The sequence below is a fragment of the Megasphaera micronuciformis F0359 genome, from assembly GCF_000165735.1.
Lineage (GTDB): Bacteria > Bacillota > Negativicutes > Veillonellales > Megasphaeraceae > Megasphaera > Megasphaera micronuciformis.
Genome location: NZ_GL538212.1, coordinates 65,463 through 81,335, shown reverse-complemented (window position 1 = coordinate 81,335; position 15,873 = coordinate 65,463). Strand labels below are relative to the sequence as shown.

Here is a 15,873-nt window from a genome sequence, read left to right as displayed (position 1 = left end):
ATTCACCTTCTCTTGTCAACCTCTTTTTATCTAAAAAAAGAAAAGCTCAAAAAAAGTATTTTCACGGTCATTGACGGGTCTCCCCAATCGGCTTCTAAAGCATATCATTCTGCTGTACCTATGTCAACGTTTCTCTTATACCTTAGTATCATTATTTGACATTGTGCTATGAGCTAATTTTATATTCTACCGTAAGTAGTAGACCTTATACATATTATATACGATACATCGAAAATCTCTAATATGAGCAAAGAGGGAAGCCCGCAGGCTTCCCTCTTTACATTCTATATAAATTCCGTTAACGGAATCTTATTTACCGAAATAACGTGCCAATAATCCGTCAAATGCACGGCCATGACGAGCTTCGTCTTTAGCCATTTCATGAACTGTATCATGAATAGCATCGAGATTTAATTGCTTAGCCAACGTAGCCAATTCTTTCTTACCTGCGCAAGCGCCTTGTTCTGCGGCAGCACGCATTTCCAGATTCTTTTTCGTATCGTCTGTCAAAACTTCACCGAGAAGTTCTGCAAACTTTGCAGCATGTTCAGCTTCTTCGAATGCATAGCGCTTGTAAGCTTCTGCAATTTCGGGATAGCCCTGGCGATCGGCAACACGGCTCATAGCCAAGTACATACCTACTTCGGAGCATTCGCCATTAAAGTTCATGCGAAGGCCTTCAACGATTCTTTCGTCAACACCCTTGGCTACACCTACACGATGTTCATCGGCATATTCTTTAGCGCCTTCCGTCATTTCGGAAAACTTTGATGCCGGAGCACCGCACTGGGGACACTTTTCAGGAGCTGCCTGACCTTCAAATACATATCCGCAAATTCCGCAAACAAACTTTTTCATATTTCATTCCTCCATCAATTGTTTTTGAAAATAATTTTTATTTACTATTAATAGATAATAGTTATTTGTTATGTTTAGAGTATAGCAAACTGTAAATGAGAATGCAAGGGGTAAAATTATTCTTTTTGCAAATATTTTAATTTTATTTAGGGCATAAAAAGAAGGGCCCCCGAGGGCCCTTCTTAAAGAATCGTCTATTTCACGACTGCAGTTGTAATAATTTTTGTAAATTCATCGGCTTTCAAACTGGCTCCGCCTACAAGGCCTCCGTCAATATCAAGCGATGAGGTAAGTTCTCCGACATTACCGCTTTTGACACTACCGCCGTAAAGAATTGAAATCTTGTCAGCCGTCTTTATGTCATATAAAGCTTCCAGCTTCCGACGAATAAGAGCACACACTTCCTGAGCCTGTTCAACCGTCGCCGTTTTCCCCGTACCGATTGCCCAAATAGGTTCGTAGGCGATGACAATATTCTCTACTTCCTCCTTGCTTATACCGGCAAGTCCCGCTTCTATTTGCCCTTCAATAAACCTCTGCATTTCTCCCTGCTCACGCTGTTGCAGGGTTTCTCCACAACACATAATGGGAATCAAGTCGTGAGCCAAGGCCGCCTTGACCTTCAAATTCACCGTTTCATCCGTTTCATTAAAGTATGTACGCCGTTCGGAGTGACCGATAATTACGTATTCCACGCCGATATCGACCAACATGGACGGTGATACTTCTCCCGTGTAGGCCCCCGACTCTTCAAAATGCATATTTTGTGCTGCAATATGAACAGCCGTTCCCTGAGTCAATTGAACAGCTGTTTCCAAATAAGGAAATACAGGTGCGACAACGACTTCTGGCTTTACGCCCAATGCCACATCGGCAACCAGTTCAGTCAATACGGACTTCACTTGTTCCCCTGTATGATTCATTTTCCAATTCCCTGCTATGATCGTTTTTCTCATACTTATACTCCTGCCAGAATTCCTTATTCGCTTAATGATGCAATACCGGGCAATATCTTACCTTCCAAATATTCAAGGGAAGCGCCGCCGCCTGTCGAAATGTGCGTAATCTTATCAGCCAACCCGGCTTTGTTGACAGCTGCTACAGAATCACCGCCGCCTACAACCGAAACGGCTTTCGAATCGGCAACGGCTTGTGCCACCGCTTCCGTCCCCTTGGCAAAGTGTTCCATTTCAAACACACCCATAGGTCCGTTCCAAACGATGAGTTTCATGGGTTCAAGCTTATGAGCAAACAATTCCCGACTTTTTGTTCCTATATCCAAAATCATCCAATCAGCAGGAACGTCGGCTACATCAACTTCCTTATACAGTGCTTGGGCAGCAAATTCAGCCGCCACAACTACGTCGACGGGCAACAACAACTCCGTATTCTGTTTTTTAGCTTCTTCCATTAAGGTTGATGCCAGTTCAATTTTATCTGCTTCTACCAAGGATTTCCCGATACCGTACCCTTGTGCAGCCAAGAAAGTATTGGCCATACCGCCGCCGATAATCATTAAATCCACCTTAGGTAAAAGACTGGAAATAACTTCAATCTTATCCGATACCTTAGCACCGCCGATAATAGCGGCAAAAGGATGTTCCGGATGTTCTACGGCACCACCGATAAAGCGGATTTCTTTTTCCAAAAGCAATCCTGCCGCCATAGGTAAAAATTCCGTAATACCGGCTACGGATGCATGTGCACGGTGGGAGCATCCGAAAGCATCGTTAATACCTACATCGGCTAACTGAGCCAACGCCTTGGAAAAGGCCGGATCGTTCTTTTCTTCTTCTTTATGATAGCGCAGGTTTTCCAAGAGAAGGACTTCGCCGGGTTTAAGGCTCTTTGCCATTTTTTCCGTTTCCGGGCCGACACAGTCCGGAGCCATTTGCACAGTGCGACCCAACAGTTCACTCAAACGTGCAGCTACGGGACGAAGAGAAAATTCGGGCTTCGCTTCTCCCTTAGGTCTACCGAGATGGCTCGCCAAGATAACGGCACTATTGTGATCCAACAAATATTGAATTGTCGGCAAGGTTTTTACAATCCGCGTATCGTCCGTAATCTGCTGTTTATCATCAAGCGGGACATTAAAGTCGGCACGTACAAATACCTTTTTTCCGTCAAGAGACACATCTTTAATTGTTTTTTTCATAAATTCCTCCTGCAATACGGGCAAGACGACTTCTTAAAACGGCTTTTGTCCTGCCAAGAAGCGAACCATGTCGACTATGCGTCTTGCATAACCCCATTCATTGTCATACCAGGCTACGATTTTAACCATTCCGCCATCCATAGTAAGCGTCAACGGAGTGTCGATAATGGCCGTATGTTCATTACCGCGGTAATCGACCGAAACAAGTTCGTCTTCATTGGTCGTAATAATTCCTTTATAAGCGCCTTCAGCTGCCTTCTTCAGCGTAGCATTTACGTCTTCTGCCGTTACGCCTTTTTCTTTTAACTCCAATACGATATCAATAATCGATACATCGGGAGTCGGTACGCGTACGGCATGGCAACTGAGCTTACCGGCTACTTGGGGCAATACTTTGCCGATAGCTTCGGCCGCGCCGGTCGTCGTCGGAATAATCGACATACCGGCTGCTCTTGCTCGGCGCAAATCGCGATGAGAAACATCCAAAATTTTCTGATCCACCGTATAGGAATGTACGGATGTAGTCATACCGCGTTCTACCCCATATGCTTCATCAAGGCATTTAAAGATAGCTGCCAAACAATTTGTCGTGCACGATGCGCCGGAAATAACATGATGTTTTTCCGGATCATATTCATCCGTATTGACGCCCATAACAAGAGTCTTATCGTCAATCGTTGACGGCGCTGTAATAATAATTTTTTTTACACTTCCGCCCAGGGGCAGTTTATCCTGTGCCGACGGCGAAACGCGACCGGCATATTTTCCCGACGCTTCAATAAGAATATCCACTCCCAAGCCGTTCCAGTCTACATTTTTAATATCTTTTTCCTGAAACAGAGGGTATTTCACTCCGTCCATAATAATATGGTCCGAGTCATAAGAAATATCATTCGGCATAGTGCCGAACATGCTGTCATATTTTAATAAGTGCGCCATTTGCTTAGGCGTGCCTATATCATTTAAAGCGACAATTTTAATATCGTCGCCGAATCGCTGTGCAATTTTGAATATTTGTCTACCGATTCGACCGAATCCGTTAATACCGATGTTTACCATTGTATACACCCTTTCATTTGTTAAATCAAGGTCATGATTTTTTCGGCCGCTCCCTCGTCAATGACTAAGGTTCCCTTTCGGCAAGCCCGCATAACGGAGACAATTGCCTCTCCCTTTACGGTGCCGCCGGCAACGGCTATAACATGTGAGTGCATTTGCACATCCTTCAAAGATATGCCTACATTATCGGAAACATGGACGATTTCTCCGTGAAGATTACAGTAACACCCCAAGGCCTCGCCTACAGCCCCGTGGCCGGTCAGATATTCGGTCAGCCTTTTATCGACGCCGCGCCGTTTAGCCATAATGTCAGCACGACCGATACCGAAGAGCAGGATATCCGCTCTCTTCGCCAGATCGACAGTTCGTCTCGTATCCTTATCACTGTCAAGAAGCAGGCGAATGGCGGCGGCATTCAATCCGTCGGGTACATGCATCATTTGCGATGTTGTTCCCGTCGTCCAGGCAATCTGCGAGGCTATATAGTTAGCCTGACGTTTCACATGATTCCCCAGACCCCCTCGTGCCGGCACGATAACCGCATCTGTCGATACTTCCGGCAACCTTTCGGCCAACTCTGCCAACGTTGAGCCGCCGCTGACTGCGACGATTTCCGAATTTCCCAATAAAGAGGCAAGAATTTCGGCACCCTTACGTCCCAACTCTTCCTTGGCCGTCTTATCCCGATCACTGTTTCCGGGCACGATATACACGTGCTCCAATTGTAATTCCTTACGAATTTGTTTCTGCATATCGTCCAAGTTATTCAAATGGACGAAACAGTCCAGAAGTTCCGGCATCAGTCGTTGGCCTTCCGCTTCCAACTCAATACCGGCTGTTGTAAATCGGACTATTCCGTTGCGTCTCAACACATCCACATGTGCTCGTACAACTCGTTCGGAAAGGCCTGAAAGAGTGGCGAGACTTCGCCTTCCTACAGGCTGCGCATCGGAAATATGGCGTAATAACAAATACCGTTCTCTTACTATCCCCATTACATCGGGTGCTATTTTTTGAAAAACGTCGAGAAGACCGACTTTCATCTTCTTCCTCCTGTGTTTATCGCCATACCCGCATGCGACTTTCCTTATAAGCCTTTCGAGCCGATATATGCGGCTAAATCGTTTACTCTCAAGGAATAGCCCCATTCATTGTCATACCAGGCGACTACTTTAATCATATTGCCGTCAACCACCTGCGTATCCAACCCGTCCACAATGGAACTGTGTGTATCGCTGATATAATCGGACGACACGGTAGCATCTTCCGAATAAGCCAATATTCCCTGTAAGGGGCCTTCAGCCCATTTTTTAAGTGCTCCGTTTACTTCTTCTACGGTTACGTTCTTTTCCAAAACGGCAACCAGGTCCGTCATGGAAACATTCGGCGTCGGTACACGCAGAGCCATGCCCGTAAACTTTCCTTTCAGTTCGGGCAAAACAAGGGCTACGGCCTGAGCTGCGCCGGTAGACGTAGGAATAATGGATTGTGTCGCACACCGGGCACGACGTAAATCCTTATGTACCGAATCAACCAAGTGCTGATCATTCGTATACGAATGAACGGTCGTCATCATACCGCGAACAATACCGAATTCGGTTGAAAGAACCTTGGCTACGGGAGCCAGGCAGTTCGTTGTACAAGATCCGTTCGAAACAATATGGTGCTTGTCCGGGTCGTACGTCTCTTCATTAACTCCCATAACAATAGTAGCATCCGCATCCTTACCGGGTGCTGTTATAACAACCTTCTTGGCACCGCCCGCCAAATGTTTGGACGCCGATTTATGATCCTTAAACTTGCCCGTCGATTCAACAACAATATCGACTCCCGCTTCTTTCCACGCAATATTGGCCGGATCCGTTTCATTCATAACCGGAATAGGCCGACCATCCACAACCAGAGCCTGTTTTTGCGTATCGTACGATACGTCGTGATTCCACGTGCCGTGTACGGTGTCAAACTTTAACAAGTCGGCCATAATAGGACCGACCGAACGGTTATTAATAGCCACAATCTCTACATCAGGTTGCGACAATGCCGTTCTGAATGTGCATCTGCCGATTCTTCCGAACCCGCTGATACCGATTTTTACTGTCATTCCGCGTCCTCCTTACTCCTATTTCCAATTGGCTTTTATAAAAGCCGGTGTATCTTAGTATTTACATTATAAATATATACTAAATACGATTTAATGTAAACTATATGCAGAGTTTTTTCCCTGAAGGTCGCGGGTATCGTGCTGCACCATTTAAATTTAGTGTATACTATTTATTTCAATCATCAATCAAATTGTGACCCGTCATCTGAGCCGGCTGTTTCATTCCTGCCATATACAGCAAGGTAGGTGCTACATCAGCCAAGATCCCGTCATGTAAATGAGCCTCTTTATGTTCTTGGCTGACAAGAATACAAGGTACATGATTGGTAGTATGCGCCGTATAGGCAGAACCCGAAGTCGGATCCGCCATTTTTTCGGCATTGCCGTGGTCGGCAATGATTAATGCCTGCCCGCCGTGTTCTAAAAGCAAATCCGTAATCTTTCCGACACAGGTATCAACAGTTTCGACAGCCTTAACAGCGGCCTTCATATCACCCGTATGACCGACCATATCGGCATTGGCAAAATTCAGAATAACCATATCATAAATACCCTTGTTCAGCTCTTTTATGACCGCATCCGTCACTTCGTAGGCACTCATTTCCGGTTTCAAGTCGTAAGTAGCAACTTTAGGGGATGCAATAAGAATCCGATCTTCCCCGTCATTTTTCGCTTCTTCGCCACCGTTAAAGAAATAGGTTACATGAGCATACTTTTCCGTCTCGGCAATGCGCAACTGTTTTTTACCCGCTTGAGCAAGCACTTCCCCCAAAGTGCTATCCAAGTGTTCTTTACCGTATATAACATGAACAGGCAATGAATCTTCATACGTTGTCATAGTCGCAAAATACAGATTATGCAGTAAGGGCCGTTTGAATCCTTCAAAAGACGGGCTGACAAAGGCTTCCGTCAATTGACGTGCCCGGTCGGGGCGGAAATTGAAGAAAATCAGAGAATCGCCGTCACGAACAGGCACCTTTTTTAATACCGTCGGTACGACAAACTCGTCGGACACGTCACGGGCATACGAATTATCCAGGCATTCCTGCCAATCTTTTGCCGTTTCGCCGTCCCCGTCCGCTACAGCTCTGTAGGCTTTTTCTACACGGTCCCATCGTTTATCTCGATCCATAGCATAGTAACGGCCGCTGATCGTAGCGATTTCACCCGTACCGATACGCCGGCATTCTTCATCCAGTTCCGCTAAATACTCGCCGGCACTGCGCGGCAGTACATCTCGGCCGTCGAGAAAGGCATGAATGTACACTTCTTTAAGGCCGTACGAGGCCGCCATTTCAAGAAGGCCGTACAAATGCTTTTCACTACTGTGAACACCACCGGGTGACACAAGCCCCATAAGATGCAGTGCATGTCCGCCGGCCGCATTCTTCATAGACTCAATTAAAGCAGGCTTATCAAAGAAAGCCCCCGTTTCTATATCCTTTGTAATTTTCGTAAGAGATTGATAGACAATGCGACCGGCACCGATATTCAGGTGGCCTACTTCCGAATTGCCGATTTGTCCGTGAGGCAGCCCTACGGCTTCGGCGGAAGCTTCCAAATACGAGTGCGGATATATTTGCATCAATTTCGGCAAAACCTTAAGATTCGCTTGAGCTACTGCATTGTATTCTTTCTTTTCGCTCAACCCGAACCCGTCCATAATAATCAACATGACCGTATTCTTCTTTGCCATTATCATTCTCCTTTACATCATACCGAAGGCCGTAAACAAAACAGGCAGGAGATTCCTCTCCCGCCTGTCGGTAACTTATTGCCTCTTCGTTTCGGCCACCCGCACAAGCGGATTATTTTTTGCTGTTGTAGTCATTCATTACGGCAATCAAATCGCAAACTTTGTTGGAATAGCCGATTTCATTGTCATACCAGGATACAACTTTAACGAACGTATCCGTCAAGGCGATACCTGCATCGGCATCAAACACGGATGTCAACGTGCAACCGAGGAAATCGGACGATACGACCGCATCTTCCGTGTAACCGAGGATTCCCTTCAATTCTCCTTCGCTCGCCTTCTTCATTGCAGCACAGATTTCTTCGTACGTTGCCGGTTTTTCCAAGTTAACCGTAAGATCGACAACCGATACATCCAAGGTCGGCACACGCATAGCCATCCCGGTCAACTTACCGTTCAATTCGGGAATAACCTTACCTACGGCTTTAGCTGCACCCGTAGACGAAGGGATAATATTTCCCGATGCGGCACGACCGCCGCGCCAGTCCTTGGCAGACGGTCCATCAACGGTTTTCTGTGTAGCCGTTGTCGAATGAACGGTTGTCATCAAACCGTCTTTAATGCCGAAAGCGTCGTTCAACACTTTCGCAACCGGTGCCAAGCAGTTGGTCGTGCAAGATGCATTGGACACAATCTGCTGTCCCTTATAGGTATCCGTATTGACACCGCAAACAAACATATCAGCCTGGCGTCCGTCTTCACCCTTCTTGGAGGGGGCTGAAAGAACTACATATTTAGCGCCTGCCTGCAAATGTTTTTCAGCAGCGTCCATAGTCAAGAAACGTCCTGTAGATTCAACCACATATTCGGCACCCACTTCATTCCATTTTAAGTTGGCAGGATCCGTTTCCGCCGTTACGCGAATTTCCTTACCGTTTACAATGAGTACGTTGCGTTTTGCGTCAGCCTCGACAGTGCCTTCAAACTGACCGTGCATCGTATCATATTTTAACATATATGCCATATAATCTACAGGCAACAAATCATTGATGCCCACGATTTCAATATCATCACGATTCTGTGCCGCGCGAAAAACAAAACGACCGATACGGCCGAAACCGTTAATACCGACTTTAATCATAGTTGAAACACTCCTTATTTGAATAGAAACCGTTACACACTAACATTCAATTTCAACTTACGAGTGTATTATGACACATCGGGACATAACTTACAATGACATGGACGTATTAAGTCCCGATTTATTTTTTCTATAACTCCGGGTTATTCCGGAATCACAGTATTTATATGTTTATCGTCTATAGTCACTAAGACCAGGCCGCCCTTTCGAGAATAGCCCGTATCCCAAAGTTCTTTGAGAGAAAACCAACGAAAGGTGCCGTAACTGACCACCTTGACCATCGTTTCTTGAGCAAATTCTTCATACCCCGCCAACCAGAACCAATGCCAAACGAAGTTCTTTAAATCGGGACTTTTATGGCGCAGGTTCAAATACGGTACGAGCATGCCCATATCAATTTGTGCCGTAACGGCATGCTTAAACAACTCATACGAGCAGTCACCGTGCAGACCGTCAAGATCTACAGAATCTATGCCTCGGTCTTGCAAATATCGACCGTACCCGTCTATCCAGATTTCTACTGTATCTATTCCGGTCGCTCGCGGGCTCAAGTATGGTTTCATAAGCTTAGAAAAGGCCACATACTCCTTTTCAGTAACCGGTCGCTGTGCATCAAAAGGGTATAATTCGCCAAGACCGTAAAAGCGTGCCAAATAAATACTTACATCACAGGCGACAACAGCTCCGCAACCGCCCTGTTTCATACGAATATCTTTAAAGTGTTCCTGATTGTAGCCGTACTCGCAGTCTACTTTAAACAACGGCAATTCTTTCACCCTTGTCCCCCCTATCCGACTCCGGTAGTATATAAAAGCCGGCTGTATGTCAGCCGGCTTTTACGGAATCCTTGTCCGTCTTAAAAAACACGTTCTTTTTCCGTCTTTTGAACCAGAGATTTCACAATCCGTCCGAAATCCTCGTGCGTAGATTCCGTAGCACTGACAGAGTATATAAAAGCACCGCTTCTCCAATAAGCGGCATAAGCACTAGAATCACTTTCAGTTACAAAGACGATCGTGTGATTGACTACGTCTACCTGCCAGGGGGTCCCGTAGTACCCGCTGAGAGTCGGTCCGTCCACAGTGCTTCGCAAAGCGGTCCTGACGAGAATTCGATTGTTATTCTTTACATTCTTCTCTATATAAGAAACTTGAGCCGCTGACTGGATGGCAGAGCTATGCGTTAAAGCGAACTGTTCATTTTCATCCAACGTTAAGGGCCTGAATCCGACCGCTTCGGCTACAGCCGACACGCTTTTATAGTCCTTAATCGGATTAGGCATACCGACTGCACCGATAGCAACCTGTTCAGGTGCACTTGTAAGAATGACCGCTTCTTCCGCCGTTGCCATGCCCGTCATCATCATGAACGTCAAAAAAGTTGCCAGTAATTTTATCTTCATGGTTTTCCTATTTCAATAAGTCATCAAATACTTTTTTAATATAAAACTTCGTTTCTCCGTATGATTCCCCGGGATGTGCTTCATATACTTTCTTATCACCTACAAAAAAATTGGGCACATATTCATAGACATGGCCTGCCACGATATCGGGATTTTCCGTTTCTTCATACCACGTAAGGGGAATATCCTTATAGGCCGGATTTTCCTCAATCAGTTCTCCTATGGCTTTCTTTGCATTCGCACAATAGGGACATTCGTGTAAATAAAAAGCTGTAATTTTTTCCATGGATATCACTCCCGTTCATTTACTATATCATACCTTATAAAAAGGTAACTTTATTATACCATACCTTTTGGGTAGAATAAAGAATCATAAAATCCACTACATCCGTCCATTTTTAAAATCTCTAAAAACGGCATGGATATGCCCTTTACTACGGTTTAATTTTTTCGGAAAATACAACTAAATTTAAGGGGATTTTCAGCTATTTTTTACTGGTATTCTAAAAAGAAAAATGCTAAAATGAATTGATTTTTATTACGGGTTTTTACCCAATTTATAATGGAAGAAGGACTGATAATGAAAACTAACCGTCGTAAAATGTCTTGGGTGCAGCTCACCTTTATTACTGCAGCCAATATGCTGGGAGCCGGCATCATCATGTTACCCTCTCAGCTCGCCGAGGTCGGCACGATCTCGATTTTCTCTTGGATTATTACGTCTCTCGGTTCTCTGGCTCTGGCCATGACCTTTTCCCGATGCGGTATGTTTACTACTAAAACGGGCGGTATGGGCGGTTATGCCGAGTACGGTTACGGACGAATAGGACATTTTATGACGAATTACGCCTATTCAGTTTCTATAGTTATTGCCAACGTGGCGATTTCCATTTCCGCAGTCGGATACGGAGCCGGCTTTCTGGGCATGGATTTTTCACCGGTGCAAACTTGTTTATATACTATCGCCTTGCTGTGGATAGCCGCCAGCCTTAATATCAAGGGCAGTCGTTATTCAAGCAGGCTGACAACCTTTACGATTTGGTGCTCCATTCTGCCGATTCTGACGATTTCCGTCATCGGCTGGTATTGGTTCAATCCCACAACATGGATCGATGCTTGGTGTCCCAATCCCATTAGTTGGAGCGATGCCGTCGGCAATTCCATAGCCTTGACTTTATGGTCTTTCCTCGGTTTGGAATCGGCATCGGTAAATGCGGACGCCGTTGAAAATCCGCGGACTTCCGTTCCTAAGGCAACCTTCCTCAGTACGGCTTTCGTTGCCGTCATCTACATTGCCTCGACCAATGTTATTGCCGGCATTGTTCCCAACGCTGAATTGTTGACATCCGATGCTCCCTTCGGCATGGCCTTTGCCAGAATGTTCGGGTCCACAACAGGACGTATCGTCATGGGACTTATGGCCTTCGCCTGCGCAGGCTCACTTTTGTCCTGGCAGTTCACCTTGGCCCGTGTTTTTAAGACCAGTGCTGAAAGAGGTCTCTTTCCCAAGGTGTTTGCCAAGGTTACTCAAGCAGATGTACCCTTGCACGGTATGTTTTTGATTCTGGTTATGCAAACACTCCTGTCTCTTATGACCATCAGCCCGTCCTTATCGGCTCAGTTCGCCCGACTCGCCAATTGGGCGGTAGTGACGAATGTCATTCCGTATATCTTCTGTGCATTATCCTTAAAGCCGCTTTTGAAAGCTGAAGGAATTACCAATACGGAATGCAATAAAAATATGTCGTCCTTTCTTGCCGGAGTCTCCTTAATTTATTGTCTCTACGCACTCACTACCATTACGTTTGCCACCTTCCTGGGCGGGGCTTTCGTTCTCTTCATCGGCTGGCTTACGTATATGATCCGTTTCAATATTTTAAAAACAAATTTTATCATAAATCAGGAAGCGAAGTGAACGCTAAAAAGCGTTGCCCTTAAAGGCAACGCTTTTTTTTACGCAGTTTTATTCGTATAAACGGGATGAATAAGTCGAATATTCCTATCGTACAGGCTATAGAAATAACAATAAAAAGTGCATACGTAAGTGCAGGAAGAATAAAAACCCAAACATTATTACGCATCGTCAAATGGGTAAGTTCAAAGGCATATAAACCGGTAGCCCCATTTACAAATGCCTGTACAAAGAAAAACAGACAAACTGCAAAAATGACTCGTACTAACCCTAACATTCTAAGGGATAAGGTCGGAGACGTTTCTTTCTTAGGATAAAAATAAAAAGCAAAGGTGCCGATAATAAAAGTAAAGTACACAACCGTATTAATAAAAAAGAAAAGTCCGATTAAACCGAGTGCAAAGGTTTCCTGTGCTTGAACCCCGTCGAGCTTTACTACGGGAAAGAAGAAGAGCGCGCTCATACCTGCCGGTATTGGCAAGGCATAAAACAAAGGATCGATAAAGTCGGAAAAACTCCGTTTTCGCACCTTATCATGCCATAGAAAAAAGATACGACCCATAACAACTTGCCCCATGAGCACCGCTATCATCCACAACGTATACACGCCGACTCTGGAGGGATAGGTTTGCCAAAATCCTGTGCTTCTTAGCGCTCCTAAAAAGGCCGTTCCGAAAAGGAGTGCCACAACTGTCGCATAAATCAGTAACCCTGTAGGCGGGTACACGGACTTCCCGAAAAGGCGCATATCTCTACGCCGCAGCCAAGGCGGAACAGTAAGGATTAATACACCAAGCAGTAACGGCGACAGACTCGTAAAGAAAATCCGATCGGACACGAAGGTGCCGAACGGTAAGGGCAAAATCCACAATGCGGACCAGGCAACGGCGGCTACGAGACCTTTAAGGGTTTCCCGCATAAACCGACTCTCCTTTCCGCATTTTACGACCCGTCAGTATGCAAGCAATGGTTAAGGTAAGAACCAAATCGGCATACATGAGAATTATAAAGACCAGGTCTCGACCGGCGGCAGGCCATTGCCAAAAAGGTGCCAGACATTGCATCAGATTGCCGTGTTCTACTACAGCATACACGGCAACAGCGACAATAATCCGCGCCGCCACGATACCTATACGGCGAATGCGCACATTTTTATCGCCGAAAGCAGCTCCCGCCATCCCTACATAGGCCAAGGGAATAACCGTCGATAAAAAACCGTAGGAAACTGCAGCCACAACGGCACTGGACCCACTATGAATCGTATAGGCGCCGATGGGTATAAGAATGGTAAAAAAGCTCATATACAAAGCCTGCTTACACACATCTTTCCATAAGGACATACCAAAACCTCCGTATTATACTTCATTATTTTTCAAGTATATCAAAAAAATACATCTCATCATAGGCTTCCCCTTTTACCTAAAGATCGCTTATATTATAATAACGGGTATGTACGGAGGTCAGAATGAAACGAAAATACTTTTTCTTTGATATTGACGGAACCTTGGGCTTAAAACTGACAAAGCAGTTACCGGCCGATACGGCTTATTGCCTGAAACGACTGGTACAAAAAGGACACTTTATCGCCATAGCGACAGGTCGAGCCCAATATGATGCGGCCCACGTCGCCAAAGCATACGGCATTCACTCATTTGTCGCCGACGGCGGTAACAGTCTTACACTGGACGGAAAAATCCTTAAGCTTGAGCCATTACCACTCACAGCCGCCAAGGCCGTTTTGCGAGAATTTGAAAAGCAAGGTATTCCTTGGGCGGCTGCTACGGAAAACGAACCGATTATGCGTTCCAAATACGATAGCTTTGACATCTCCGGGTATACTCATTTTGAACAACATTACGGTACGGATGACACTATTGATTCCATTCAAGCCGTTTATAAGATTTTTTTCGATTGCCCTGCAGTTATGCCGAACTTACACGGCCTCCCCGTCATTCCTTATTTAGGAAACCGTCTTTTAATAGAACCGACTCACAAAGAAAAAGGGATTTTCGAACTCATGAAAATAATGGGGGAGTCTCCGGAAAATGTTGTAGTTTTCGGTGACGGCATGAACGACATTTCCATGTTTACAAAGCCGTTTTTTTGCATTGCCATGGGTAATGCAAAAAAAGAACTCAAAGCCCGTGCAGACTACATAACAGACCGCAATGATGCGGGCGGAATCGTAAAAGCGTGCAGTAAATTCGGCTGGATTTAGTATTATTACATATGCTACATAAGGAGCTTTATTATGAATAAAACCTTTGCTTCTCTGGGCATTAACGCCTCTCTTGTGGAAGCTTTGACAAATCAACATATTACGGAACCTACGGCTGTTCAGGAACAGGCCGTACCGGCTGCCCTTAAAGGGCATAATCTCCTCGTCCAGGCACAAACCGGTACAGGTAAAACCTTGGCTTTTCTTCTACCGATTTTCCAAGGTATAAAAAAAGACGTGTCTATGACACAAGCCTTGATTATGGCACCGACACGCGAGTTATCAGAACAGCTTGCCACCGTCGCCGACTCTTTTACGCCTGTTACGGGCTTGGACATTCTCAATCTTATCGGCGGCAAAACCATTGAAAACCAATTGCAGAAATTGCACCGTCGGCCTCAAGTCATTATCGGTACACCCGGTAGACTCTTAGACCATTGCCGCCGCAACTCTCTCGACTTGAGCGGTGTTCACTATGTCGTCGTCGATGAAGCGGACCAAATGCTGCAGTCCGGCTTTTTATCGGAGGTGGACGAACTTATCGGCATGACTCCGAAAAAAAGGCAACTCCTCTTTTTTTCCGCTACCATCCCCGATAAAGTACGCAGCCTTGCCAAAAAGCATATGGATCGGCCCCTAAGCCTTACTGTCCGTGAAGGCGAAACGGTTACGCTGGAAAATATAGAACAGCGAATTTACATGATGAGCGAAGATCGCAAATTTGAAAAACTCTGTGATATGCTCACCGAATTTAACCCCTACCTGGCCGTTGTCTTCTGTAATACGAAAGACCGAACTAAGAAACTGGCGAGCGATCTTATCGCCCGCGGTTTTAACGTCGCTGAACTGCAAGGCGATATGTCTCAAGGGCGCCGTAATCAGGTGATGCGTGATTTTGCCAAGGCCAAGACACAAATTCTCGTCGCTTCGGATATTGCCGCCCGAGGTATTGATATTGAAGGGATTTCCCACGTTTTCAGTTACGATGTCCCCGGTGATACGGACTACTATATTCACCGTATCGGGCGTACGGGACGTGCCGGATCTTCAGGACTATCCGTCATGTTCGCTACAGGTGCCGATGAAGACAAAATCCGGCGCATTGAACACACTATACAAGCAACGATCACGAAATACACGGCTAACGGTAAGATTAAGACAGTAGGAGCCAATAAGGTTCCTAAGAAAAAGCGGGTCTACAAAGACACCCGCCCGGCCAGCACCTACCAGGCTACTAAAAAGAAAGTACATAAAACAAAGCACAAGGGTGCCGATCACCGACGTCGCAAATAGGAAACAGTAACAACAGATGAATCTACGTATACTAT

At 45.6% G+C, this 15,873-nt stretch carries 16 protein-coding genes; 3 read left to right on the top strand and 13 right to left on the bottom strand.

Going from position 1 to position 15,873, the window contains the following annotated elements; translation table 11 throughout:
• Positions 1–309: 309 nt before the first annotated feature.
• The 11 genes from HMPREF9429_RS08790 to HMPREF9429_RS08740 all read right to left on the bottom strand — a co-directional run bounded on the left by HMPREF9429_RS08790 (position 310) and on the right by HMPREF9429_RS08740 (position 10,701).
• A complete protein-coding gene (locus HMPREF9429_RS08790; RefSeq protein ID WP_006943235.1) occupies positions 310–858 on the bottom strand; it encodes an NADH peroxidase in 549 nt (182 codons plus the stop codon).
• Positions 859–1,052: 194 nt separating this feature from the next.
• Positions 1,053–1,814, bottom strand: a complete 762-nt coding sequence (tpiA, locus tag HMPREF9429_RS08785; RefSeq protein ID WP_006943234.1) for a triose-phosphate isomerase — start codon at positions 1,812–1,814, stop codon at positions 1,053–1,055.
• A 23-nt stretch (positions 1,815–1,837) separates the two neighbouring features.
• Complete coding sequence (locus HMPREF9429_RS08780) at positions 1,838–3,016, bottom strand: phosphoglycerate kinase (RefSeq protein ID WP_006943233.1); 1,179 nt, start codon at positions 3,014–3,016, stop codon at positions 1,838–1,840.
• 33 nt (positions 3,017–3,049) lie between these two features.
• Positions 3,050–4,075, bottom strand: a complete 1,026-nt coding sequence (gene gap, locus HMPREF9429_RS08775; RefSeq protein WP_006943232.1) for a type I glyceraldehyde-3-phosphate dehydrogenase — start codon at positions 4,073–4,075, stop codon at positions 3,050–3,052.
• A 20-nt stretch (positions 4,076–4,095) separates the two neighbouring features.
• Entirely contained in the window at positions 4,096–5,118 is a 1,023-nt protein-coding gene (locus tag HMPREF9429_RS08770) for a sugar-binding transcriptional regulator (RefSeq protein ID WP_006943231.1), read from the bottom strand.
• Positions 5,119–5,162: 44 nt separating this feature from the next.
• Positions 5,163–6,176 (bottom strand): type I glyceraldehyde-3-phosphate dehydrogenase, encoded by a 1,014-nt coding sequence (gap, locus tag HMPREF9429_RS08765; protein WP_006943230.1) that lies wholly within the window; start codon positions 6,174–6,176, stop codon positions 5,163–5,165.
• A 175-nt stretch (positions 6,177–6,351) separates the two neighbouring features.
• Positions 6,352–7,872, bottom strand: a complete 1,521-nt coding sequence (gene gpmI / locus HMPREF9429_RS08760) for a 2,3-bisphosphoglycerate-independent phosphoglycerate mutase (protein ID WP_083801184.1) — start codon at positions 7,870–7,872, stop codon at positions 6,352–6,354.
• A gap of 112 nt (positions 7,873–7,984) precedes the next feature.
• Entirely contained in the window at positions 7,985–9,013 is a 1,029-nt protein-coding gene (gene gap / locus HMPREF9429_RS08755; RefSeq protein WP_006943228.1) for a type I glyceraldehyde-3-phosphate dehydrogenase, read from the bottom strand.
• Between the two features lie 143 nt (positions 9,014–9,156).
• Positions 9,157–9,789 carry a hypothetical protein gene (locus HMPREF9429_RS08750; RefSeq protein WP_006943227.1) on the bottom strand — a complete coding sequence of 211 codons (633 nt, stop codon included), beginning with the start codon at positions 9,787–9,789 and terminating at the stop codon, positions 9,157–9,159.
• A gap of 80 nt (positions 9,790–9,869) precedes the next feature.
• A complete protein-coding gene (locus tag HMPREF9429_RS08745; RefSeq protein WP_006943226.1) occupies positions 9,870–10,415 on the bottom strand; it encodes a hypothetical protein in 546 nt (181 codons plus the stop codon).
• Positions 10,416–10,422: 7 nt separating this feature from the next.
• Positions 10,423–10,701, bottom strand: a complete 279-nt coding sequence (locus HMPREF9429_RS08740; RefSeq protein WP_006943225.1) for a hypothetical protein — start codon at positions 10,699–10,701, stop codon at positions 10,423–10,425.
• 294 nt (positions 10,702–10,995) lie between these two features.
• Here HMPREF9429_RS08740 and potE point away from each other — a divergent pair, with 294 nt between their 5' ends.
• On the top strand, positions 10,996–12,330 hold the full coding sequence (gene potE / locus HMPREF9429_RS08735) for a putrescine-ornithine antiporter (RefSeq protein WP_040774565.1): 1,335 nt from the start codon (positions 10,996–10,998) through the stop codon (positions 12,328–12,330).
• A gap of 19 nt (positions 12,331–12,349) precedes the next feature.
• Here the strand turns inward: potE and HMPREF9429_RS08730 are convergent, their stop codons facing one another.
• Together HMPREF9429_RS08730 and HMPREF9429_RS08725 are read right to left on the bottom strand one after the other, a co-directional pair.
• Positions 12,350–13,246 (bottom strand): hypothetical protein, encoded by an 897-nt coding sequence (locus HMPREF9429_RS08730; protein WP_006943223.1) that lies wholly within the window; start codon positions 13,244–13,246, stop codon positions 12,350–12,352.
• A complete protein-coding gene (locus HMPREF9429_RS08725) occupies positions 13,230–13,667 on the bottom strand; it encodes a hypothetical protein (protein ID WP_006943222.1) in 438 nt (145 codons plus the stop codon). The genes HMPREF9429_RS08730 and HMPREF9429_RS08725 overlap by 17 nt, the downstream gene beginning before the upstream one ends.
• Positions 13,668–13,792: 125 nt before the next feature.
• Here HMPREF9429_RS08725 and HMPREF9429_RS08720 point away from each other — a divergent pair, with 125 nt between their 5' ends.
• A complete protein-coding gene (locus HMPREF9429_RS08720; protein WP_006943221.1) occupies positions 13,793–14,545 on the top strand; it encodes an HAD family hydrolase in 753 nt (250 codons plus the stop codon).
• A 33-nt stretch (positions 14,546–14,578) separates the two neighbouring features.
• Positions 14,579–15,838: a DEAD/DEAH box helicase gene (locus tag HMPREF9429_RS08715; RefSeq protein ID WP_006943220.1), complete on the top strand. Its 1,260-nt coding sequence runs from the start codon at positions 14,579–14,581 to the stop codon at positions 15,836–15,838.
• The last annotated feature ends 35 nt before the right edge of the window (positions 15,839–15,873 follow it).

Excerpts from the sequence above, each read along its gene's own strand:
- HMPREF9429_RS08790 (WP_006943235.1), bottom strand. The coding sequence starts at position 858 with ATGAAAAAGTTTGTTTGCGGAATTTGCGGATATGTATTTGAAGGTCAG.
- tpiA (WP_006943234.1), bottom strand. The coding sequence starts at position 1,814 with ATGAGAAAAACGATCATAGCAGGGAATTGGAAAATGAATCATACAGGG.
- HMPREF9429_RS08780 (WP_006943233.1), bottom strand. The coding sequence starts at position 3,016 with ATGAAAAAAACAATTAAAGATGTGTCTCTTGACGGAAAAAAGGTATTT.
- gap (WP_006943232.1), bottom strand. The coding sequence starts at position 4,075 with ATGGTAAACATCGGTATTAACGGATTCGGTCGAATCGGTAGACAAATA.
- HMPREF9429_RS08770 (WP_006943231.1), bottom strand. The coding sequence starts at position 5,118 with ATGAAAGTCGGTCTTCTCGACGTTTTTCAAAAAATAGCACCCGATGTA.
- gap (WP_006943230.1), bottom strand. The coding sequence starts at position 6,176 with ATGACAGTAAAAATCGGTATCAGCGGGTTCGGAAGAATCGGCAGATGC.
- gpmI (WP_083801184.1), bottom strand. The coding sequence starts at position 7,872 with ATGGCAAAGAAGAATACGGTCATGTTGATTATTATGGACGGGTTCGGG.
- gap (WP_006943228.1), bottom strand. The coding sequence starts at position 9,013 with ATGATTAAAGTCGGTATTAACGGTTTCGGCCGTATCGGTCGTTTTGTT.
- HMPREF9429_RS08745 (WP_006943226.1), bottom strand. The coding sequence starts at position 10,415 with ATGAAGATAAAATTACTGGCAACTTTTTTGACGTTCATGATGATGACG.
- HMPREF9429_RS08740 (WP_006943225.1), bottom strand. The coding sequence starts at position 10,701 with ATGGAAAAAATTACAGCTTTTTATTTACACGAATGTCCCTATTGTGCG.
- potE (WP_040774565.1), top strand. The coding sequence starts at position 10,996 with ATGAAAACTAACCGTCGTAAAATGTCTTGGGTGCAGCTCACCTTTATT.
- HMPREF9429_RS08730 (WP_006943223.1), bottom strand. The coding sequence starts at position 13,246 with ATGCGGGAAACCCTTAAAGGTCTCGTAGCCGCCGTTGCCTGGTCCGCA.
- HMPREF9429_RS08725 (WP_006943222.1), bottom strand. The coding sequence starts at position 13,667 with ATGTCCTTATGGAAAGATGTGTGTAAGCAGGCTTTGTATATGAGCTTT.
- HMPREF9429_RS08720 (WP_006943221.1), top strand. The coding sequence starts at position 13,793 with ATGAAACGAAAATACTTTTTCTTTGATATTGACGGAACCTTGGGCTTA.
- HMPREF9429_RS08715 (WP_006943220.1), top strand. The coding sequence starts at position 14,579 with ATGAATAAAACCTTTGCTTCTCTGGGCATTAACGCCTCTCTTGTGGAA.